The following is a 21,484-nucleotide window of genomic DNA, read 5'->3' as shown; positions in this document are numbered from 1 at the left end:
ACCGCGACGGGCAAGCCGCTCACCGAGTGGGAGGTCGCGCGGCGCCCCGAACGGATGACCGTGGGGAGCTGATCGCCCGCGGTGATCCGGCGCGCCCCGCGGTGGTGGTGGCGATCGCCCAACGGCTACGCCCGTTGTCGGCCGGGACGTTGGTGTGGGCGGTGTGGGCGGCCGACGGTGATCTTGTCTCCAGCTCCCGCACCGACCTTGATTCACAGCACCTTGCGGTGGACCAGGGCCGAGAGGACGAGCGTGCCCGGGAGCAGCGGGATCCATACCGTCAGGACGCGATAGCCGATGACGGTGGCCGTCGACAGGCCCATCGGGGCACCCAGCGCGACCATGGTGAACACCAGGGCCGCGTCCACCGGGCCGATACCGCCCGGCGCGGGCACGGCACCGACGGCGGTACTGGCGATCAACAGCGCGAACACCACCTGCGCCCACGACAACGGAAGCCCGAGCGAGAAACCGACCGACGCGATCACGCTTCCCTGGAGCAACGGGGTGGCTGCAGACCCGCCCCATAGGGCGAGTACGCGGCTGGGCCGGGTGTGCAGGATCCGTACATCGGTCAGCGCGGTGCGAAGGAAGTCGACGGCCGGGCGGCGCAGCGGACGGACGACCGCCAGGAGCAAGGAGGCGGTCGCGAGGCCGAGCGTCACGCTTCCCGCCGCCAGGAGCAGCGTCCAGCGGTCCGGGGCCAGTCCGCCGAGCTGGAGGGTGTCCTCGAAGGCCACCAGGAAGAGGATGAGCACCGGCATCTTGGCCACCGGCTTGGCCAGCGAATACAGGGCGAGCGAGGCGGTCGCGCGAGCCAGCGGTATGCCTCGGCCCTGCAGGAAGCGCAGAGTGACCGCGTGGGCGCCGATGCTCGCCGGCAGCACGTGGTTGGCGGCGCCGGCGGCGAACTGCGACGCCAGCAGCAGGCCGGGCGGCAGCCTTTCCGGCAGGGCGCCCTGCCGGACGCACGCCGCGGCCACCCAGCCCAGCAGGGTGAAGAAGACCCCGGCGAGCAGCCACCAGGGATCGGCCGCACCCAGCCGAGTGACGCCGTCGCGCAACGCGCGCCAGTCCACCGCCGCCCACGTTCCGATCAGCAGCAGGGGGAGCAGAGCCAATACCAGGCGCGTGAGGGATGTGAGGCGGGTGGTGGAAGGGGGGTGGGTGGTGGAACGGAGGGTGGCGCAAGGTGAATCGCCGGGTGCGGGTGCGGGTGCGGGTGCGGGTGCCGGGTCGGGTGCCAAAGCGGGTGCGGGGACGGATGTGGTGACGGACGTGGCGACGGAGGCAGGTGTGGGCGTGGGGGCGGGGAGGCTGTCGAGCGGGGGCAGGGACACGGCGCACGTTGTCCTTCCGCGTCACGCCCGCGTACGGACGGACGGATCCAAGGCGATGCGACGGGGACAGGGGAAACGTTCCCGTTCGATGTGACGCCACGGTGTCCGGCAGTGGAAGGGGGACCAGCGCGTGCGCGACACGGCCGGAGGCGCCCCACCCTGACGGCGGAAGGACGCCCGTCCGGGCTCCCCGGGGTGGCCGGGACGGCCGAAGACGGCCGGGGAGCCCGTACGGGTGGTGGGGCCGTGGGGTCACAGGCGGTCGAGGATGCTCCGCAGTCGGCTCACCTCGGCGGACTGGCCGGTGACGATGTCGTCGGCCAGCTTCTTCGTCTCGGTGTTCTTCCCACCGCTCCGCTCGGTCTTCGCCATGGTGATCGCGCCGTTGTGATGGTCGATCATCATCCGGGCGAACATCGTGTCGAACGCCCGGCCCTTCAAGGCCTTGAGCCGCGTCATGTCCTTGTCGGACATCATGCCGTCGCCGCCCATGTCCATCCCGCCCATCCCGTCCGTTCCGGCCATGGAGCCCCCGTTGGTGGGCTTGTTCCAGGACTTCAGCCAGCCGGTCATGGTGTTGATCTCGGGGTCCTGGGCCTTCTCGATCCTGCCGGCCAGGTCCTTGATCTCGGCGTCGGCGGCGCGGCCGTCGGCCAGCTCGGCCATCTCCACGGCCTGCCGGTGGTGCGGGATCATCATCTGCGCGAACGTGACGTCCGCGTCGTTGAAGCCACCGGAACCGGCTGCCCCGGCGGTGGCCGTCGCCGAGCTCGTGTCGCCGCCGTGGTGCATGCCACGCATGCCTTCGTCGTCGCCGGCACTGCCACAGGCGGCCAGCAGCAGGGCTCCCACGGCCACGAGCCCGACGGCAACCACTCGGTGACGGGCGGGCGTGCGGCGGGTGGGCATCGGACGGGTGGGCATCGGACGAGCGGGCAGGTGGTGCTCAGTGTGCGAGGCGTGCGGGGCGCGCGTGAGGGTGGTCCGCCGGAATGCGGTCATGGTCGATTCACCTCGTGTGTCGGTCGTTCTACGGCTGTTTCGGCGTACGCGTCGTCGCGGGGCCGCGCGTGGAGCGCGTCCGCGAAGGCGTTCGGCCTACTGCCGCAGGACCGACAACCGGGTCGGGTCGGGGCCGCGTGGCGGAGGGTTCGGCCGCAGGGAGACCGGCGCGTCGGCGAGGAAGTCAGCCCACCGGTCCGGCCGGCGTCCGAGCGCTGTCCTCAGGAGCGCGGCGAGCACCCACACACCGAGCAGCACCGCCATGCACAGCGACATCATGTCCATCGCCATGGCGGGCCCGTGGGGGCAGGACGGGTGTCCGCAGTCCTCGGTGTGGCCGCGTTCCCGCGACGCGGGGGCTCCCATCGGGTCGTGACCGGCGGACGGCACCCGGGACGCGTGCGACGCGGCGGCCGTCCCATGTCCGGACGATCCGTCGGGATGCCCCAGGGTGTGCATCACGAACACGCCGAGCGCGAGCACCACGATCAGCAGCAAGTGCCCGAAGGTCCCCGCGACCCGCTCGTGTCGGCTCACCCGCACCCGGTCCGCTCCGTTCGCCCGTTGACCACTCCGGTCCTGTCCGGTCCCGTCCGACGGTACCGAACGCGGCGACCGCCATGGCGAAGGGGGTGCCGCCGTGGCGGCGGGAGTTGACGACGCGTCATGACCGGGCCGTACGAAGGTGTCCGTGACCCGGCGCGCCCTGGCCGGGTCACGGACGGCACCTTCGTACGGCCACACGGTTGACCTGCATGCCGCGACCGGCCGTACGTCCATGGCGTGAACCGGTCCGTCAGGATTCGGCCGTACACCCCGGGTGCGAAGCCGCGGCCCGCCGCCGGGGATTCGGCGAGTCGCCGTCCGTGACACCCGCGCACAGCCGATCCTGACGTGACGCGCGGCCCCGGACTCCCCGGCCGGGGGCGCGCTCCCACCGCCGCTCCCGTGCCGCCCCGGAACCTATGGAGAACCATGGACGCCGACAGCAATCACCCCGCGGACGACGGCGCCGAGGACGCCACGGGCACGGGCAGCGCAGACGCCACGCGCACCGGCGGCCGTGGCGGTTCGGACCCCGGCCGCGGTGACCGTGCCGATGCCCCCGCCCAGGCGCGCGCCTCCGCGCTCCTGCGCCGTCCGAAGCTGTGGCTGGTGCCCACCGTGCTGACGGGGCTGCTCGCGCTGCTGCTGTCGTTGCTCTACATGGGAGGCATCGTCAGCCCGAACCGGCATCTGCACGACCTGCCGATCGGCCTGGTCAACGAGGACACCGGCAAACCGCCTCCGGGCCAGCGGCAGAACGTGGGCACCCAGGTCACCGCGGCCGTCGTCGCGAGCGACACCTCCGGCACGGCCGACTGGCGCAGACTCACCAGCGCGCAGGCCCAGGACGAACTCTCCTCCGGCAAGATCTACGGCGCCCTCGTCGTCCCCAAGGACTTCACCGACTCCCTGACCGCGCTGACCACCGCGAACGCCAAGGTCCGGCCCACCATGACGGTGCTGACCAACCCCGGTATGGGCAGCCTCGGTTCGTCGCTGGCCGGCCGGATCACCACGGCGGCCGCGCAGCAGGCCTCCGCGTCCATCGGCAAAGAGCTGACGGCGTCGCCCGTGACCGCGAAGACGGACTCCACCACGCGGCTGCTCCTGGCCGACCCCGTCCAGGTCGTCACCCGGGTCGGGCACCCCATCGGCGAACACAGCGGTCTCGGGCTGAGCGCGTTCTACTACACCCTGCTCCTGGTGCTGGCCGGCTTCCTCGGCGGCAACCTGATCAGCACCGGCGTCGACACGGCCCTCGGCTACGCCGACAACGAGATCGGCCCCTGGCACACCCGACGCCCGACCGTCCCGATCAGCCGCACCCAGACCCTGCTCCTGAAAATGGCCATGACCGCCGGGATCACCGTGCTCACGGTCTCCCTGGTCATGGTGGCCACCGTCGCGATCCTCGGCATGGACGCCACCCACCTGCCGTTGCTGTGGATCTACTCCTACTGCGCGAGCCTCGCCGTCGGACTGGGCGTCCAGGCGATCAACGCGGCGTTCGGCGGGATCGGGCAGCTCGTGTCCATGTTCGTGTTCATCGTGCTGGGCCTGCCGTCCTCGGGTGCCACCGTGCCGCTCCAGGCAGTCCCCGGCTTCTACCGCTTCCTGTCCGTCTTCGAGCCCATGCGCCAGCTCAGCGACGGGGTGCGCGCCATCCTCTTCTTCGACGCGCGGGCCGACGCCGGTCTCGCCCGCGCCTGGCTCATGATCGGCATCGGTACCGTGCTGGCCCTCCTCTTCGGCTTCGCGATGACCCGCTACTACGACCGCAAGGGCCTGCACCGCCTGACCCCCCAGCCCGCCTGACCCCCCAGCCCGCCTGACCCCCCAGCCCGCCTGACCCCTCGGCCCGCCTCACACCTCCGCCGGATCCGCTCGACCGGCACCCCGCCCCCACCGAACCGATGGAGCAGGCCCTCAGGTCATGTGGCGTAGCAGTGCGGTGACCGCCGGCGGGGTGTCGCCGCGGGGGTGGACCAGCATGATCTTCCAGTGGGGCGCGTGCCGGGCGAAGGCGTGGGTGCTGAGGTCGGGGAACTGTTCGGCGATCGAGGCGGGCATGACGCAGACGCCCAGGTCGTTCCGGACGAGTTCGGCCGCGGCGACGATGTCGTTGACCTCGAAGGTCGTCTCCCGTTCCACGGCGGCGGCACGGAACGCCCGGTCCACTGCGAGGCGGACGGCCCAGCCCGGGGTGAAGTCCACCAGCGGCAGCCGGGCGGTCTCGGCGAGCGTGACCGTGCCGCCCGGTCCGGTTCCGGTGAGCGCCCGCCGCGGGGCGGACACCAGCACCATCTCCTCGTACGACAGCAGCCGGGTCACCAGACCGCGCTGCTGCTGCCGGTCGAGGGCGACCACGGCCAGGTCGACGGTGCCCTCGCGCAGCGCGTGCCGGATGTCGGTCACGGACGCCTGTCGCAACCGCACCACCACGCCCGGATGCTCGGCGCGCAGCGCGGCCAGCGGCCGGTGGAGGTCGGCCCAGACGCCCTGCGTCGTGCCGATCGTTATCCTGCCCCGCAGCTGTCCCCGGACCAGGTCGACGGTCGCCCGCGCCTGTTCCGCCGCCCGCAGCGCGGCGCGCGCCGCCGGGACGAAGACCTCGCCCGCCGGGGTCAGGAACACCCGGTGCGTGGTGCGGTCGAACAGGGGGGTGCCCAGCTCCCGTTCCAGCGCGAGGACCGTGCTCGACACGGCGGACTGCACCACGTGCAGCCGCTGGGCCGCCGCGGTGAAACCGCCCTCCTCGGCCACCGCGACCACGACCTCCATCTGCCGCAGATCCATCTCCACTCCCGTAGCAGCAGCCCGTCTCCGACCGAGAACCCGTCCTTCGTCGATTGTCCCAGGCCGCGGGCGTCGGAGGGGGTTCCGGCGAGGTGCCGACGGGGGACAGGCCGACGGTGGGCCCAGGGGGCGCAGACGGTTGGCCCACTGGGGACGCGTGGACGGCGGGCCGACGGTGGACCGGTGGACGTACGGGCGAGGGAGGTCCGGGGGAGCGCATGGTCATGTCCCGCGGACACCGTTGCGCATCTCCCGTGGGCTCACTCCGAAGCGCTGCCGGAACGCGGTGCTCAGGGCGCTCGCCGACGAGAACCCCGAGGCGTAGGCCAGATCGGTGATGGTCAGGTGTTCGCAGTCGCCGCACTGGAGGCGTTCGCGGACCAGGCGCAGGCGCTCCTCGCGGATCAGGTCGCGGGGGGTGGTGCCCGCCTGCTGCAGGGCCAGTTGGACCTGGCGCAGCGACCAGCCGAGGGCGCGGGCCATGGACGTACCGGTGAGGCCGGGGTCGGCGGCGTTCTCGCGGACGTGGCGGCGGACCACCGTTTCCACGTCGGACAGGTGGCGGGCGCCGTCGGGGCGGTCGTCGCCGGTGGCGAGCATGCACAGCAGCTCGACCACGCGGTCGGACACGGCGTTGAACTGGGAGTCGGTGAGGTCGTCGCGCTCGGCGTACAGACCGTCGAGCATCGAGCGGACGACGCGGCCGAGGCCCCTGCTCAGGTCGAGGCCGGTGGCCAGCGGCGACTTGCGGTTCAGCGGGCCGTCCACCTCGCGGGCCGGGATCGTGAGGACGAACGCCTGGGCGGAGGCGTCCTGGAGGCACTGGAAGGGCGACCCGAAGGAGACGAGCGTGCCCGTCCCCGGGGTCAGCCGTGCCTCGTGGCCGTCCTGGCGCAGGACGATCTCCCCGCTCAGTGGCAGCAGTAACCGGTAGTCCCCGTCCGGGTCCTCTCGGATCTGCCGCGCGGTCCTGCTGTACTCGATCTCGTCCGACCGGAACCTGACGAGCTGATACGCCTCCGTGCGCTGCCGCACCGTCTCACCGCGGAAGTCGTCGGTACGGCTGTACCGGTAGCCCATCCGGGACTGGTACGACCCGATGTGCTCGCTCCAGAAGTCGGTCCGCTCCCACGGTTCCACCGCACCCGTCGACCGGGTCTCCACCAGGTAGTTCCGCGCAGGCAACGACACCATCGACTCCCGCGTGGGTGAGGGTAGTTACGCGGTGTCAGCCTAGTGCACACAGCCGGTGCGCATGACGGCAACTTCCTTGCGCGCCGGGGCAAGCGCGGAGGCCGTCGCGCGGCTACCGTCATGCGCCGCGCCAACTCGCGTCCCACCCCTCACTTTTCTTACTTTCGCCCCAGCAATGCGTCTCTGCATACGAGGACTTGAGGACCATGACCGAACGGATACCGGAGGCCGCGTCCTGGTGCCTGGCCGCCGGCCTGCTCGCCGTCACCGTGCTGCTGCTGCGCCAGCGCGGGATCAGTACCCGGCAGCGCCGCCGGACCGTCGTGCTCGCGGAGGACCTGCGGGTCCGCGACGAGGAGCTGCGCCATCTGGCCGAGGTCCGCCTGGCCGCCCTGGAGGACGCTCCCCACCAGCACGTTCCCACGGGTGTCCCGGCCGCAGGCCTGCTCGACGCCCGGCTGGCCGGCACGGACTTCGCGAAGCACCTCGACAATGTCCTCGAACGTTTCTCGGAAGCGGTGGGGCACGCGCAGGCGCGCGCCGACCAGTCCGCGAAGTCCGCGCTCAAGGCGTCGATGCGTTCCATCCAGGCCCTCGCCAATGAGCAGCAGGTGTCCATCGCGGAGATGCAGGACCGGCACGACCACCCCGACGTCCTGCGCGACCTTCTCGAAATCGACCACACCAACGCCCAGTTCGGCCGTCGCGCCCAGGCGATCGCCGTCCTGTGCGGCTCCTGGCCCGGACGGCAGCGCAGCACCTCCGCGCTGATCGATGTGGTGCGCGGCGCGACCTCCCGTGTCCGCGACTACCAGCGCGTCCGCGTCAACGGACAGGTCGACATCGCCGTCGAGAGCCGCGTGGTCGAACCGGTGGTCCTCGCCGTCGCCGAACTGCTGGACAACGCGGCACGCCACTCGCAGCCCAACACGACCGTCGAGGTCACCGTCCAGTCGGCGCACAACGGCGCCTGCGTGGTCATCGACGACGCCGGTGTCGGTATGGACGGCCAGGCGACCGACCGGGCCGCCGCGCTGCTGACCGGCCGCGACCAGGTGGACGTGACCCGGCTCGACGATCCGCCGCAGTTCGGCTTCGCCGTCATCGGCGTACTCGCCGCACGGTACGGGTTCAGCGTCTCGGTGGACACGCGGTCCCCGTACGGCGGGGTCCGCGCCGTGGTGTTCCTTCCGGTGGCGCTGCTCACGCATCTGGCCCCGACGGTGGAGGTGCCGCCGCGGGCCGAGCCCCCGCGGACGGCCGGGCGGCCGGCGGGTCAGGGGGGTCCGGGGACGGCGCCGGTGCGTCCCACGCGTCGGGCGGCCGAGCCCGTCGAGACGACGACGGCCGGTGGCCTGCCGAAGCGGCGGCGCCGGGGCCCGCAGCTCGCGGCCCCCGCCGAACAGCCCGCCGCCGTGCCCGCCGAGGACGTCAGCGCGCGGTCGGCCGAGGAGAACGCCCGGCGCATGGGCGCGTTCGCCCGCGGGACCCGCTTCGGCCGCGCGGAACGGGACACCACCGGAACACCTGCCGCCCCGCAACCGCCTGCAGCCCCGCAACCACCTGCCGCCCCCGGAATCCCGGAAGCCTTCGCGCCGACGGACGCCGTCGTGACTTCGTACGGAACACCCCACGAGATCGAAGGGAGCACACAGGGATGACCGCGCCCATGACCAACGAGCTGGGGTGGATGCTCGACGAGGTGCTGAAGGTGCCGGAAGCGCGGCACGCGATCCTGCTGTCCGCCGACGGCATGCTCCGCGCCCACTCCGCGGACATCGGCCGGGACGACGCCGAACGGCTGGCCGCGGGCCTGTCCGGGGTGCAGTCGATCAGCCGCAGCACCGCCGAGTTCTGCGGCAGCCCGGACACACCGTGGCGGCAGACCCTGATCGAGTTCGCACACGGGTACGTCTTTCTCGTCGCCGCGGGCGAGGGCACCCATCTCGCGGTGTCCACGACCGAGGACGTCGACATGGAGGCGGTCACCTACCGCATGCACAAGATGGTCGACCGGCTCGGCAAGGAGCTGACCAGCCCGGCCCGGCAGGACACCGGCAGTCCGGCATGACACCGCCCGGCCGTCGTCCCGGGGAGCGGCTGGTGCGGTCGTACGTCGTCACGGGCGGCCGCTCGCATCCGTCGCGCAACACCCTCGACCTCGTCACGCTGCTGATCGCCGCCGGCCCGCCGCTCACCGGACTGAGCCCCGAGAAGCGGCGGCTGATGGAGCTGTGCCGGCCCGGGGCGCTGTCGCTGGCCGAGGTGGCGGGCCATCTGGAGCTGCCCGTCAGTGTCACCAAGGTGCTGGTCGCCGACCTGATGGACAGCGGTCACCTCGTCACCCGCACGCCGATCCCCTCCGCCGGGCCGCCGACCGGCATCCGTATCCTCCAGGAGGTGCTCGATGGACTCCGCTCCCGCCTCTGAAACCATGTATCTGTCCGAGGGAGTGCGGACCGCGGTGAAGCTGCTGGTCGTGGGCCACTTCGCGGTCGGCAAGACCACGTTCGTCGGCGCGCTGTCCGAGATACGGCCGCTGCGCACCGAGGAGGTCATGACCCAAGCCGGCGCGCTCGTGGACGACTTGGCGGGTACGCGGGACAAGACCACCACCACGGTCGCCCTCGACTTCGGCCGTGTCACCCTCAACGACAGCCTGGTGCTGTACCTGTTCGGCGCCCCGGGACAGCGGCGTTTCACCCGGCTCTGGCAGGACCTGACGCGCGGAGCGCTCGGCGCACTCGTTCTCGCAGACGCCCGGCGCCTGGACCAGTCCTTCGAAGTCATGGGCGTGCTGGAGGAGTTGGATCTCCCGTACGCCGTCGCCCTGAACGACTTCGCCGACGGGCCGGGGCACAGCCTCGACGAAGTGCGCGAGGCCCTCGACCTGCTGCCCTCCACCCCGCTGCTGCGCTGCGACGCCCGCGACCGCGTCTCCGCCACCGAGACACTGATCGCCCTCGTCGCCCATCTGCTGGCCCGCACCGGCGAACTGGAGCACGCGTGAACGCCGTACCGCCCCCCGGCTGCCCGGCCCACCAGTCCCTGTACGGACCGGAGTTCGCCGCCGATCCCGCGGCGGTCTACCGGCGGCTGCGGCAGGCCGGACCGACCGCGCCCGTCGAACTCGCGCCCGGCGTCCGGGCCACCCTGGTCACCGGGTACGAAGCCGCCCTGCACGTCCTGCGCAGCCCGGAGACCTTCTCCAAGGACCCGCGGCACTGGAAGGACCTGGCCGACGGCACCGTCCCGATGGACAGCCCGGTCGTCCCGATGATGATGTACCGGCCCAACGCCCTGTTCACCGACGGCGAGGAGCACAGCCGGCTGCGCGGCGCCATCACCGATACGCTCGCCCGCGTCGAGTCCAGCACCCTGCGCGGCTGTGCCGAGCGCAGCGCCGACACGCTCATCGACCGGTTCGCGCCGCTGGGCACGGCGGATCTGCTCGGCGAGTACGCCCAGGTCCTGCCCCTGCTCGTCTTCAACCATCTCTTCGGCTGCCCCGTCGGCCACGGCGTCCGGCTGGTCGAGGGCATGTCCGGGATGTTCGACGGGGTGGACGCCGAGAAGGCGAACGAGCTGCTCACCACCACCCTGCTCGACCTGGTCGGGCTGAAGCGGCGGCGGCCCGCGCCGGACATGACGTCCTGGCTGATGGAGCACCCGGCCGCGCTGACCGACGAGGAGATGATCCACACCCTCGTCGTGCTGATGGGCGCGGGCACCGAACCGCAGCAGAACCTGATCGCGAACAGTCTGCGGCTGCTGCTGTCCGACGACCGCTTCGCGGGCGACCTGTCCGGCGGCACCCTGCCGGTCGAGGACGCCCTCGACGAGGTGCTGTGGACCGACCCGCCGATCGCCAACTACGCCGTGCACTACCCGCGCCACGACGTCGTGTACGAGGGCGCGCTGCTGCGCGAGGGTGATCCGCTGGTGGTGAGCCTCGCCGCAGCGAACACGGATCCAACGCTGACGAGCCGTCAACGAACCGGCAACCGCGCCCACTTGGCGTGGAGTGCGGGCCCGCACACGTGCCCTGCCCAGGGTCCGGCGCGGCTGATCGCGGCCGTCGCGGTCGAGAAACTCCTCGACCGGATCCCCGACATCGAACTGACCGTTCCCGTCGAGGAGTTGCGATGGCGTCCCGGCCCGTTCCACCGCGCTCTCGCCGCGCTGCCGGTGAGCTTCCCGCCCGCCCCGGCCGTCGGTCGGTCCGAGGACGGACGGCCCCGGGGCGGACGGTCCGGGGGCGGGGGCCCCGAGGGCGCGTGGCAGACATCGGCCGAGCCCTCCGCGGCGCCGGCCGCGGAGCCCTGGGCCCCCGCGCCCGACCGCCCGAGGAGCGGCTGGGCGCGCTCGGCGGCCTGGTGGCGCGGGGAGTGACCTGACCCTGGGCGCCCGGAGACCGGACGTCAGAGATCCGGGCGCGAGGAGATTCCGCGCCCGGAGATCCCAACAGGCCCGAGACCGGGACGCGAGGAAATGCGGGCGTCCGGGGATTCGGAACGCCACAGGAGTCCGGACGTCAGAGGAGCCAGATCCTAGGAAATGCGGACCGGAAGGGCGCGGTGGCCGTTGGAGATGAAGGAGTCCACCGACGTCAACTCCTCCGCCGGGACCGCGAGTCGCAGGCCGGGGAAACGGTCGAACAGAGCCGGGAGCGCGATCAGGGCCTCCAGGCGGCCCAGTGGGGCCCCCAGGCAGCGGTGCACTCCGTGGCCGAAGGCGAGGTGTTCCTTGTCGGCGCGGGTGACGTCGAACTGATCGGCGTCCTTCCCGTGGCGCCCGGCATCACGTCCGGCGGCGGCGTACGCCGCGAGGATCGCCTCACCCTTGGTGATCACGGTCCCCTCGGGGCCGCCGAGCTCGGACAGGACGATGTCCTCCACGGCGTACCGCAGCGGCAGGCTCGCGACCGGCGCGTCCGCGCGCAGGGTCTCCTCGACCACGTCGTCCCAGCCGGCGCGGCCCTCCCGGACGTGCGCGAGCTGTTCGGGACGGGTGAGCAGGGCGTGCACGGCGTTGTCGATGAGGTTGACCGTCGTCTCGTGACCGGCGCTGACCATGAGCACCAGGGTGTCCAGCAGCTCCTGTTCGCTGAGCGCGGTGTCGTCCTGATCGTCGCGGGCCGCGATGAGCCCGGAGGTCAGATCGTCGCCGGGCGACTCCCGCTTGGCGGCGACGAGTTCGGTCAGGACGACGCACAACCGCTCGTAGGCTGCCGTCATCTCACCCGGGTCGGCGGAGGTGTCGAAGACGCGATCGACCAGCTTCCGCAACTCGGGGCCCCGCTCCTCGGGCAGTCCGAACAGATCACTGATCACCTGGATCGGCAGCGGATAGCAGAATTCCTCGCGCAGGTCGACGACCTGGAAGCCGCGCCCGGCCTCTTCCACGCGGTCCAGCAGCTGCCGGGTGATCTCCTCGACGCGCGGCTGGAGTGCGGCCGTCCGGCGGGCGGTGAACGCCTTGGAGACCAGAGCGCGCAGGCGCCTGTGTTCACCGCCGTACGCGGTGAACATGTTCTGCACGGCCACCCAGGCGAACAGCGGCCACTGAGGCGTGATCTCGCCGCTCGCGAGCAGGGGCCAGTGCTGCCGGGCGTCCTTGGACACCCGGGGATCGGTGAGCAGCCGCTTCAGCAGCTCCGGACCGCTCACCGCCCAGGCCTGGACGCCACCGGGAAGCTCCACCCGGGCCAGCGGTCCGCTCTCGCGGATCCGGGCGGCCTCTTCGTGGATGTCGCGTCCGGTCGCGTCGATCACTAAAGGACGTGGATCTTCCATCAGGAGCCTCCCGGCAGTCGAACCTCGATTCGGCATACGCCGCGCCACGCTACGCGAGGACACGGGTCCGCCGAGATGCGTCCGGCGCCGGATGCGTACCTTGCGAACTTCCCTGCGCGTACAGGCAAGTCGGACTTGCCCGCGCGTACGGGAAGCCGGACGTCCCCGCGCGTACGGGAAAGTCGGTGAACGGTCCGGTTCCGTGCCGTGCCGCCCGCCTCAGACGGGCTCGCGACGCAGCAGCCGCCTGCGCGGCTTCTGGTCGGGGAGCCAGCCGAAGGCGAGGCAACTGCCGACGGCTCCGAGGAGCAGACCGACGAAGAAGCCGCCGAGGTTGGAGGTGAGCCAGGTGCCCAGGGACAGCAGGATGCCCAGCAGGGAGTAGAACAGGCGCTGGGCCGGGTTGAAGAGGATCAGCAGGCCGCACAGCAGCATCATGGTGGGGAGCAGATAGCCCGCCAGGCCCTGCATCCCGATGTGCAGGACGACCTTCAGCGACGCCTTCTCGGTGAGCAGGATCTCCGCCCCGGCCAGGGTGAGCAGCAGCCCGCCCCAGAAGGGGCGGTGCGCACGCCACTGCCGGAACGCGGCCCTCAGGTCCCGGGAGTCGTCCGTCGGCGCGTCGGCGCTCATCAGCAACCCTGGTCGCTGAAGCGGAGCTTGAGGCCGGGGAGCTTGAACACCGCCGCCGTCGTCGCGTAGTTGGTCTGGCGCAGGTTCGCGATGCGCACGGTGTCGGCCTGCTGACTGAACACGCCCTTGGGTCCCTGGACCCCGGCCTTGTCGAGAGTGCTGGCGTCGTTGCCGATCTCGATGTTGTCGAAGGAGGCGTCACCGGACAGTTCCGTGGAGTCGGTGGTCAGGTGGGTCGCCTGCACCTTGTTCGTCCCGCTGCCCGCCGTGATGAGCAGGTTGGTGCCGCCCAGGTCGACGCTCTGGCACAGGTGGTCCAGGGTCGCGTTCTTGATGGCCGAAGTGACGATGAGGACCTGGCCACCCGTGTCGCCGGCGTTCGGGCTGTCCTCCGCCATGTTGTCGAGGCCGCCGAACTGCTCGAAGCCGGTGCCGTTCAGTTCGGTCGCGGTGACCGTGAACGGCATGCCGGAGATGGCGAACTGGACGCCCAGGGCGCCCTGGGCCGTGAGGATCATCAACCCCGCGGCGACCGCGGTGGCCGGCACCGCCATCACGGCGGCGCGACGCAGACGGACCCGCCCGCGTCTGTCCTGCCCGTCGGCGGCTGAACCGCTTTCCGGGGTCTCGGGCGTGGAACCGTTGGACGCCGTGGCGTCCGGGGACGAGGCCATGTCTGCTCCCTGGGCACGTTCGATGCGGGTCTCTATGCGGGTTGGGCTCCAGTGGCGCGTTGTCCTGGCGCGGACAGCGGCTGCGGCGCACGCCTCCTCGCGCCTCCCGGCGGATGCAAGGGCTTTCTCGTTACGCAGCAGTAGCCGTCGAGGAAGTTACCGGGGGTTACATCTACGGGTCAAGGTGCGTGTGGGAAAACCGTGCCAGTTGTGCCCCACCTGTGAACACGCGCCGACGGAAGTGCCTCGCTGACCTTCAACTTCCTTACTGCGCCTTGACGTTGACCATTCATCAGGTCTACAACTCTCCCTGTTTCCCCGGATCCGTGGCGCCGGATCCGTCGGTCGACGCGCCCGTCACCTCCCGGACCCCGTTCTGCGCGGGGCGGTCATGGCGCGTTCCGGAGCGGCCCTGGCGCGTACGCCGAAACGGCGCGCTCCCTGGGCCATTCCCCGTTCCCGTGGCACCGGCGCGGTCGCCTTCCCCCCGAGGGCCGTGCCGGTCGCCCGGCTGTCGTTGCCGGCCCGTGGCGTACGGAGAAGGCGTCACGGACCGGCAGCGGTCTCTCCTCGCACCAGTCCCGCATCACGCGCTCAGGCGTCTCAACGCGCCATCGCGCGCGGCCCGTTCCACCCCGCACACCCGCGCCACCTTCTCGACCCGCACCGCCGCGCCCCGGCGCGGTCAGGCACCCACACCCCCATCGGAGAAGAGGCACCCCCCATGCGTACTCGATCCCTGCTCGCCCTTGCCGGCGTCGTCGCGGCCCTGTCGGCGTCCGCGGTCCTCCCCGCCTCCGCGGACGACGTCCCGGTGCTCACCACCGGCAGTGCCGCGGGAACCCCCGTCGCCGTCGGCGACGTCCTCGCCGCCTCGCTGGCGACCGGCACCACGGCCACGCTCTACTCCAGCGCCACCGGCACGAGCGGTGTCTCGTGTTCCGCGTCGACCTTCACCGCGACCGCCGCCGACAACCCGGCGTCCCCCGGCACGGCCACCGAGTCGCTCACCGGGCACACCTTCGCCAGCAGCTCGTGCAGCAGCAACGTCGTCGGCGTCCTCGGCGTCACGAGCATCACGGTCGACAACCTTCCGTACAGCACCGTGGTGGGCTCCGACGGAAGCGTCACGGTCACCCCGGCCGCCGGCTCCACCATCCAGACCACGGTCAAGCTGCGCTCCCTGCTGGGCACGCTGACCTGTGTCTACCGGGCGGCGAGCCTGTCCGGCACGGCGAGCAACACCGACAACAGCATCACCTTCACCAGCCAGCAGTTCACCAAGTTCTCCGGCTCGTCCCTGTGCTTCAGCAGCGGCTACTTCACCGCGAAGTACGCCCCCGTGACCGACACCAGCCAGCCGGGCAGCCCGGCGGTCTACGTCAACTGACGCACACCGGACACGAATTCACTGCCGGCGTCGCAGAGTGACAGCGACGCCGGCAGTGAGAAGCAGCGCCGCCGCCGCTCCCCCGGCGACCAAGGGGAGGGCGGGACCGCTGCCCGAGGTGCTGTCGGCGGCGGGCGTCAGATGATCGGGACCCGTCTCCCCGGTGGATGAACCGACCACCGGGGAAGGCGAGTCGGTGGCCGGGGACGCCGGCTTGGGGCTGGGCGGCGAGGTCTCCAACTTGGTCGACGGGGAGGGGCCCCCAGTGCTCTTGCCACCGGAAGTGCTTCCGGTGCTTCCCGAGGCCGCGGCGTTCGGAACCGACTTCGACGCCCCGCTTCCGCCGGAGAACACCACGTCCGAGCACGAGTAGTACGTGTCCGTCGTGCTGGAGTTCTGCCAGATCGTGAACAGCATCTGGCGGCCGGTGCGCCCGGACGGCAGCGTGGCCTTGATGCGGTAGGCGCCGTCGACCATCGCCGGGTCGGTGGCCGTGGCGAACGGCTTCTCCGGCAGGTCGGACCACTTCAGGGGGCGCGTCGCGCTGTAACCCTGCTTGGTCAGATAGAGCTTGAAGGTCCCCGTGTGCGCGATCGTCGAACTGTACTTGAGGGTGAGGGCCGCGCCGGACGTCAGACGCGTCGACGGAAAGTCGGCGCGGGCCAGGTCGAGGCCCTTGTAGGCGGGCAGGCCCCCGCTGCACAGCTTCCCGTCCGGTATCACCGAGCGGTCCCGGCCGTTGACGTCGGCCACCCGCAGGTTGTCCCACGCGGTGAACGGCGCGCCGTTCGCGGCGATCGCCGCCCGGCAGGCCGACGTCCGGATCAGACTGCCGCCCTCGGGCGAGCACGCGACCACCCGGCTGACCGGGGACGTCGGCGCGCCGTGCGCCGATGCGGTCCCCGCGGCCCACGTCGTGAGCAGCAGCGGAGCCGCCAGGGCGACAGCGGCCGCGGTGGCGGTGCGGTAGGCGGTCATCCGGAAGGTCTCCTCGATGCGTGGGCGAAGCGGCGTGCCACCGAGCGCGGCCGGGACGCACACCTCGCACGGGGCACCGTGAGATACGGGGCCGGAGCCCCGGATGTTCAGATCCGCAATCCGCGCGAAACGGGACCACCTCGCCGAACTGCGGGCGGGAAAGGGCCGAACGGCGGCCGGATCGAGGGTTTTCCCGCTATCCCTCCCGCGCGCGGCCTGCCTATCGTTCAGCGCGACCGTCGGCGGCAGCCGACCACGCCGTGTCCAGGACAGGGCCGCGCAGGACACCGAGGCGGTCGACAGCTCGAAGCCGACCGACCTAGGCCGACCGCTGGGCTCTACGGGGGGAGGGGCCGCCCGGCGCGCAGCGCGTCGGACGGCCCCTTCTGTTCAGCCGGTACGGTGAGCCGCATGCCCGATCCCGCCGCAGCCGCCCGCTCCGCCGCCGATCCCGACGACGCTCCGGTGGTCGTGAGTTCGGTGCGGGGCTCGTTCCCCCGGAGCGTGCTGGCCGAGCGGCATCCCGCGCTCATCCGGAAGGTGCGGGACGCCTTCCCGTACGGCCCCGAACAGCGCCACGCGCTCGACGCCCTGCTCCGGAACTGCGCCGACGGGGTCGTCGAACCGCTCGCGGCGCCGGCCGCGGACCGCGGGCAGTGGGATGCCTGGGGCGGTCGGGAGTACTACGGCCGGTCCTGGTTCGACGTGCCCTTCCTCTGGTCCGAGAGCTATTTCTACCGCCAACTCCTTCAAGCCGTCGGCTACTTCGAGCCGGGCCCCTGGCAGGGCATCGACCCCTTCCGCCCCTTCAAGCTCGCCGAACTGGACACCCCGGAGGCCGACGAGGAACTCGCCGCGCTGGACGACCTCGCGCGGCAGCCGGCCGAGGAGCAGGAACAGGCGCTGCTGTACGGCTCCCTGTGGGGCAACCGCGCGGACCTCGGATTCAAGCTGGCGCGCGCCGAGGGCGGGACGGCGGCCGAGTCCCAGCTCGTGGCGAACGACGGAGAGGTACTGCGATCGTTCTTCACCGGCGGCACCCTTTGTCTCGTCGCGGACAACGCGGGCCGGGAACTCATCCCCGATCTGCTCCTCGCCGACCACCTGCTCCGGCACGGCCGGGTCGAGCGGACCGTCCTGCATGTGAAGCCGTACCCGTACTACGTGTCCGACGCCACGGCGGCGGACGTGCTCGACGCCCTGCGCCGCCTGACCGCCGCGAAGGGAGCGGCCGGCGAGGCCGGGCACCGTCTCTGGGCCGCCCTGTCCGAGGGCCGTCTCACCGTCCGGGCCCACCCCTTCGCCTGTGCCCCGCTGCCGTACGCCGACCTGCCCGACGACCTGCGCCAGGAGTTCGCCGCGGCCGACGTGACCCTTCTGAAGGGCGACCTGAACTACCGCCGTCTCATCGGCGACCGGCTGTACCCCGCCACCACCCCGTTCGCCGTCGCCACCGCATATTTCCCCGGTTCGGTCGCGGCGCTGCGGACCCTCAAGTCCGATGTCGTCGTCGGACTGACCTCCACCGTCGAGGCGGCCCTCGACGCCGCCGAGGGCCACCGCTGGCGCACCGGCGGCACCCACGCGCTGATTCAGGCGAGGCGCTGACGGCCCAGCGTCTCTGGTTCATCCGGTTCCTTCGGCTCCTCCGGCCGGGCCACGGGGTGATGATCGTGTCGGCCCCGATCCGACGGAGGCGCCGTCGGGTGTGGCTTTCGCCCCGGTTCACGCGATGGTGTGATCATGTCCTGGCCTGCGGATGTCCGCGCGGGGCCATGGGTAGGGCCCGGCCATGACGCAGCCGTTCGAACTCCCGCACTTCTACATGCCGTACACCGCCCGGCTGAACCCGCACCTCGACGAGGCGCGGGCCCACTCGGTCGAGTGGGCCCGCGGAATGGGCATGCTGGAAGGCTCGGGCATCTGGGAGCAGTCCGACCTCGACGCCCACGACTACGGCCTGTTGTGCGCGTACACCCACCCCGACTGCGACGGACCGGCCCTCTCCCTCATCACCGACTGGTACGTGTGGGTGTTCTTCTTCGACGACCACTTCCTGGAGACCTTCAAACGCACCCAGGACCGCGCCGGAGGCAAGGCGTACCTGGACCGGCTGCCCCTCTTCATGCCGCTCGACCTGTCGACTCCCGTACCCGAGCCCGAGAATCCGGTCGAGGCGGGACTCGCCGACCTGTGGGCGCGCACCGTGCCCTCGATGTCCACCGAGTGGCGCAGGCGGTTCGCCGTCTCCACCGAGCATCTGCTCAACGAGTCGATGTGGGAGCTGTCCAACATCAACGAAGGGCGGATCTCCAACCCCGTCGAGTACATCGAGATGCGCCGCAAGGTGGGCGGCGCCCCCTGGTCGGCGGGGCTCGTCGAGTACGCGACCGCCGAAGTGCCCCCGTCCGTCGCCGAGTCGAGGCCGCTGCGCGTCCTGATGGAGACGTTCTCCGACGGCGTCCACCTGCGCAACGACCTGTTCTCCTACCAGCGCGAGGTCGAGGAGGAGGGTGAACTCAGCAACGGCATCCTCGTCCTGGAGACGTTCTTCGGCTGCACGACACAGGAGGCCGCCGAGACCGTCAACGACATCCTCACCTCACGCCTCCACCAGTTCGAGCACACGGCGCTCACCGAGGTGCCCGCACTGGCTGTGGAGAAGGGGCTCACCCCTGAGGAGGTCGGCGCCGTCGCCGCGTACGCACAGGGTCTCCAGGACTGGCAGTCCGGGGGCCACGAATGGCACATGCGCTCCAGCCGCTATATGAACAAGGGTGCCGTCGAGGAAGCGCGGCCCCTCGGCATGAGCGGGTTCGGTACCTCCGCCGCGGACGTCGGGGCGCTGCTCTCCGCGGCCGGCGCGGAGCGGCTGCGCGCGTACACCCATGTCCCGTTCCAGAAGGTCGGACCCTCCCGACTCCCCGACTTCCACATGCCGTTCGAGGTCACCCTCAGCCCGCACCTCGCGGGCGCCCGGGACCGCCTCGTCACCTGGATGCACGCCACGGGCATGCTCCAGGAGGGCGTCTGGGACGAGGACAAACTCATCGCCTACGACCTGCCGCTCTGCGCCGCCGGCATCCATCCCGACGCGACTCCGGAGGCCCTCGACCTCAGCTCGCAGTGGCTGGCCTGGGGCACCTACGGCGACGACTACTACCCGCTGCTCTTCGGCAACCGCCGCGACCTCGCCGCCGCCAAACTGACCACCGTGCGCCTCTCCGCCTGCATGCCCCTCGACGGCGAGGAGGTCCCCGTCCCGGCCAACGGCATGGAGCGCGGCCTGATCGAGCTTTGGCGGCGCACCACCGCGGAGATGACCCCGGACGCCCGGAGCACCCTGCGCGCGGCCGTTGACGTGATGACGGAGAGCTGGCTGTGGGAGCTGTCCAACCAGATCCAGAACCGCATCCCGGACCCGGTCGACTACCTGGAGATGCGCCGGGCCACCTTCGGCTCCGAACTCACCATGAACCTGTGCCGCCTCGGTCATGGCCCCGAGGTCCCGCCGGAGGTCTACCGCAGCGGCCCGGTCCGGTCCCTGGAGAACGCGGCCATGGACTACGCGATGCTGCTGAACGACGTCTTCTCGTACCAGAAGGAGATCGAGTACGAGGGAGAGGTCCACAACGGCATCCTCGTCGTGCAGAACTTCTTCGGCTGCGACTATCCGACCGCGCTCGGCATCATCCACGACCTGATGACCCAGCGCATGGAGCAGTTCCAGCATGTCGCCGCCCATGAACTGCCCATCCTGTACGAGGACTTCAAGCTCTCGGAGGAGGTGCGCGGGATCATGCAGGGCTATGTGGTGGAGCTGCAGAACTGGCTCGCCGGAATCCTGAAGTGGCATCAGGACTGCCGCCGTTACGGCGCGGCGGACCTGGCCCGGCGCGCCCACGGCTTCGTACCGGACCAGGCGTCCGCGCTGCCGTTCGCCTGGCGCGCGGAACCCGTCTCGCTCTGACCGGTTCCGGAAGTCCTCCGGATACCGGCGGACCGGTCGCCCGCGTCCCGCGGACGGGTTCACTCCGCGCTCCCGCGGACCGGTTCATTCCGCGGGGCTGTGGACCGGTTCACTCCGCGGGAGCGTGGACCGGTCGGCCCCCGCTCCCGCCCACCGGGCACCCTGTACGCCCCGGCGGGAGCGGGAGTCACGGCCGGACGGGTGGATCGCCGCGTGGAGCGGCGACGGCGACGGCGGAGTCGCTTCTCGAGCGAGGATCACAGTCTCACTCGTTAGGGGATCGTCGCGCGCCGGAGCGAGGGGTAGATCAGGAGCCGAAGGCGGTCCGTAGAACATCTGCCGGAGGCGATTCATGGAACAGACCGCGTTGCGTCCCAAGCCGATGCCCGGTCGGAACCCGGGCGGCGGCGGCGCGCGTCCTTCCGACGGCGACCGTCCCTCCGACGGCGACCGTCCGCCCGGCGGAACCCGGCGCCCGCACGCCGCGCGGCGTCGCGGCAGGCGGCTGGTCACCCTGCTGTTCGGCCTGTTCGTCGGGACGGTCCTCGTCCTGTCCGGCGTGGGCCTCGGCACGGTCGGCGTGACCGTGATCGGCATGGGCAGACTGGCGGACCTTCAGAAGCAGGCCGGTGCAGCCGAGCACGCACGGCAGCCCTCCGTCGGCTCCGGCGCGCCGCGGACCGGGGGATCCGGAGCCACACGACCCGGCGCACCGCGACCCGGTGGCTCCACGACGGAGTCCGGCAGCGGCAGTCCGAATTTCTCGGGGGAGTCCGAGCGGCAATCCGCACGGGGGACCCTCGGGGTCGAGGCGGTCGACGCCCCCGGCGGCGGAGGCGCGTTGATCGTCGCCGTGCACATCCCCGGCCCCGGCTACACCGCGGGCCTGGTACGCGGTGACGTCCTGCTCGCCTTCGGCGGGACCGAGGTCACCTCGGCCGCCGACCTCGCGCGCGCGGTGGCGGCCGCGCGGCCGGGCAGGGAGGTCACCCTCCGCGTGCGCCACGCGAACGGCAGCCGACGGCACCTGTCCGCGATTCCGGGCATCGTGACCTGAGGCGACCCGACCGGACAACCCGTTCGCATGCCCCGGCGCCCTGCGGGTGCGGCTCCCCGTTCTGCCGGGTGCAGTGGAAAGGGGCTGGTCAACCGTGCCGCGGACCGTC

19 protein-coding genes are annotated in these 21,484 nt (G+C 71.6%); 10 read left to right on the top strand and 9 right to left on the bottom strand.

Annotated elements, in window-relative coordinates:
* Positions 1-212: 212 nt before the first annotated feature.
* From ACFYR3_RS07880 to ACFYR3_RS07870, 3 genes are all read right to left on the bottom strand, one after another.
* Positions 213-1,340 carry a YbhN family protein gene (locus tag ACFYR3_RS07880; RefSeq protein ID WP_389282000.1) on the bottom strand — a complete coding sequence of 376 codons (1,128 nt, stop codon included), beginning with the start codon at positions 1,338-1,340 and terminating at the stop codon, positions 213-215.
* Between the two features lie 252 nt (positions 1,341-1,592).
* Complete coding sequence (locus ACFYR3_RS07875) at positions 1,593-2,264, bottom strand: DUF305 domain-containing protein (protein WP_389282041.1); 672 nt, start codon at positions 2,262-2,264, stop codon at positions 1,593-1,595.
* 174 nt (positions 2,265-2,438) lie between these two features.
* Positions 2,439-2,879, bottom strand: coding sequence for a DUF6153 family protein (locus ACFYR3_RS07870; protein ID WP_355840028.1), 441 nt, complete (start codon positions 2,877-2,879; stop codon positions 2,439-2,441).
* A 438-nt stretch (positions 2,880-3,317) separates the two neighbouring features.
* Here ACFYR3_RS07870 and ACFYR3_RS07865 point away from each other — a divergent pair, with 438 nt between their 5' ends.
* Positions 3,318-4,703 (top strand): DUF3533 domain-containing protein, encoded by a 1,386-nt coding sequence (locus tag ACFYR3_RS07865; RefSeq protein WP_355840029.1) that lies wholly within the window; start codon positions 3,318-3,320, stop codon positions 4,701-4,703.
* A 111-nt stretch (positions 4,704-4,814) separates the two neighbouring features.
* Here the strand turns inward: ACFYR3_RS07865 and ACFYR3_RS07860 are convergent, their stop codons facing one another.
* Positions 4,815-5,684 (bottom strand): LysR family transcriptional regulator, encoded by an 870-nt coding sequence (locus tag ACFYR3_RS07860; protein ID WP_355840030.1) that lies wholly within the window; start codon positions 5,682-5,684, stop codon positions 4,815-4,817.
* 222 nt (positions 5,685-5,906) lie between these two features.
* Positions 5,907-6,878 carry a helix-turn-helix domain-containing protein gene (locus ACFYR3_RS07855; protein ID WP_389281998.1) on the bottom strand — a complete coding sequence of 324 codons (972 nt, stop codon included), beginning with the start codon at positions 6,876-6,878 and terminating at the stop codon, positions 5,907-5,909.
* Between the two features lie 206 nt (positions 6,879-7,084).
* On the opposite strand from ACFYR3_RS07855, the gene ACFYR3_RS07850 reads away from it, so the two are divergent.
* From ACFYR3_RS07850 to ACFYR3_RS07830, 5 genes are read left to right on the top strand one after another with little or no spacing between them, the layout of a single operon-like run.
* On the top strand, positions 7,085-8,539 hold the full coding sequence (locus ACFYR3_RS07850; RefSeq protein WP_355840031.1) for an ATP-binding protein: 1,455 nt from the start codon (positions 7,085-7,087) through the stop codon (positions 8,537-8,539).
* Complete coding sequence (locus ACFYR3_RS07845) at positions 8,536-8,949, top strand: roadblock/LC7 domain-containing protein (RefSeq protein WP_355840032.1); 414 nt, start codon at positions 8,536-8,538, stop codon at positions 8,947-8,949. The genes ACFYR3_RS07850 and ACFYR3_RS07845 overlap by 4 nt, the downstream gene beginning before the upstream one ends.
* Positions 8,946-9,308 (top strand): DUF742 domain-containing protein, encoded by a 363-nt coding sequence (locus ACFYR3_RS07840; protein ID WP_355840033.1) that lies wholly within the window; start codon positions 8,946-8,948, stop codon positions 9,306-9,308. The genes ACFYR3_RS07845 and ACFYR3_RS07840 overlap by 4 nt, the downstream gene beginning before the upstream one ends.
* Positions 9,286-9,888, top strand: a complete 603-nt coding sequence (locus ACFYR3_RS07835) for an ATP/GTP-binding protein (RefSeq protein ID WP_355840034.1) — start codon at positions 9,286-9,288, stop codon at positions 9,886-9,888. Before ACFYR3_RS07840 ends, ACFYR3_RS07835 begins: the two co-directional genes overlap by 23 nt.
* Before the next feature lie 38 nt (positions 9,889-9,926).
* Positions 9,927-11,270: a cytochrome P450 gene (locus ACFYR3_RS07830; RefSeq protein ID WP_389282039.1), complete on the top strand. Its 1,344-nt coding sequence runs from the start codon at positions 9,927-9,929 to the stop codon at positions 11,268-11,270.
* Positions 11,271-11,428: 158 nt separating this feature from the next.
* On the opposite strand, the gene ACFYR3_RS07825 is transcribed toward ACFYR3_RS07830, so the two are convergent.
* The 3 genes from ACFYR3_RS07825 to ACFYR3_RS07815 form a co-directional block, all read right to left on the bottom strand.
* Complete coding sequence (locus tag ACFYR3_RS07825) at positions 11,429-12,673, bottom strand: cytochrome P450 (RefSeq protein ID WP_355840036.1); 1,245 nt, start codon at positions 12,671-12,673, stop codon at positions 11,429-11,431.
* Positions 12,674-12,892: 219 nt separating this feature from the next.
* Positions 12,893-13,306, bottom strand: coding sequence for a DUF6114 domain-containing protein (locus tag ACFYR3_RS07820; protein ID WP_355840037.1), 414 nt, complete (start codon positions 13,304-13,306; stop codon positions 12,893-12,895).
* Positions 13,306-13,980, bottom strand: a complete 675-nt coding sequence (locus tag ACFYR3_RS07815; protein WP_355840038.1) for a DUF6230 family protein — start codon at positions 13,978-13,980, stop codon at positions 13,306-13,308. The genes ACFYR3_RS07820 and ACFYR3_RS07815 overlap by 1 nt, the downstream gene beginning before the upstream one ends.
* 724 nt (positions 13,981-14,704) lie before the next feature.
* On the opposite strand from ACFYR3_RS07815, the gene ACFYR3_RS07810 reads away from it, so the two are divergent.
* Positions 14,705-15,370 carry a Tat pathway signal sequence domain protein gene (locus ACFYR3_RS07810; protein WP_355840039.1) on the top strand — a complete coding sequence of 222 codons (666 nt, stop codon included), beginning with the start codon at positions 14,705-14,707 and terminating at the stop codon, positions 15,368-15,370.
* Positions 15,371-15,388: 18 nt separating this feature from the next.
* On the opposite strand, the gene ACFYR3_RS07805 is transcribed toward ACFYR3_RS07810, so the two are convergent.
* Positions 15,389-16,348 (bottom strand): lytic polysaccharide monooxygenase, encoded by a 960-nt coding sequence (locus ACFYR3_RS07805; protein WP_389281994.1) that lies wholly within the window; start codon positions 16,346-16,348, stop codon positions 15,389-15,391.
* A gap of 411 nt (positions 16,349-16,759) precedes the next feature.
* On the opposite strand from ACFYR3_RS07805, the gene ACFYR3_RS07800 reads away from it, so the two are divergent.
* The 3 genes from ACFYR3_RS07800 (at position 16,760) to ACFYR3_RS07790 (ending at position 21,375) form a co-directional block, all read left to right on the top strand.
* Positions 16,760-17,956, top strand: a complete 1,197-nt coding sequence (locus ACFYR3_RS07800; protein WP_355840041.1) for a damage-control phosphatase ARMT1 family protein — start codon at positions 16,760-16,762, stop codon at positions 17,954-17,956.
* A 184-nt stretch (positions 17,957-18,140) separates the two neighbouring features.
* A complete protein-coding gene (gene cyc2 / locus ACFYR3_RS07795; protein WP_355840042.1) occupies positions 18,141-20,318 on the top strand; it encodes a germacradienol/geosmin synthase Cyc2 in 2,178 nt (725 codons plus the stop codon).
* A gap of 352 nt (positions 20,319-20,670) precedes the next feature.
* On the top strand, positions 20,671-21,375 hold the full coding sequence (locus ACFYR3_RS07790) for a PDZ domain-containing protein (RefSeq protein WP_389281991.1): 705 nt from the start codon (positions 20,671-20,673) through the stop codon (positions 21,373-21,375).
* Positions 21,376-21,484 lie beyond the last annotated feature (109 nt).

Source organism: Streptomyces sp. NPDC005784 (genome assembly GCF_042871525.1).
Classification (GTDB): Bacteria; Actinomycetota; Actinomycetes; order Streptomycetales; family Streptomycetaceae; genus Streptomyces.
This window is presented reverse-complemented; position numbering and strand designations above follow the sequence as displayed.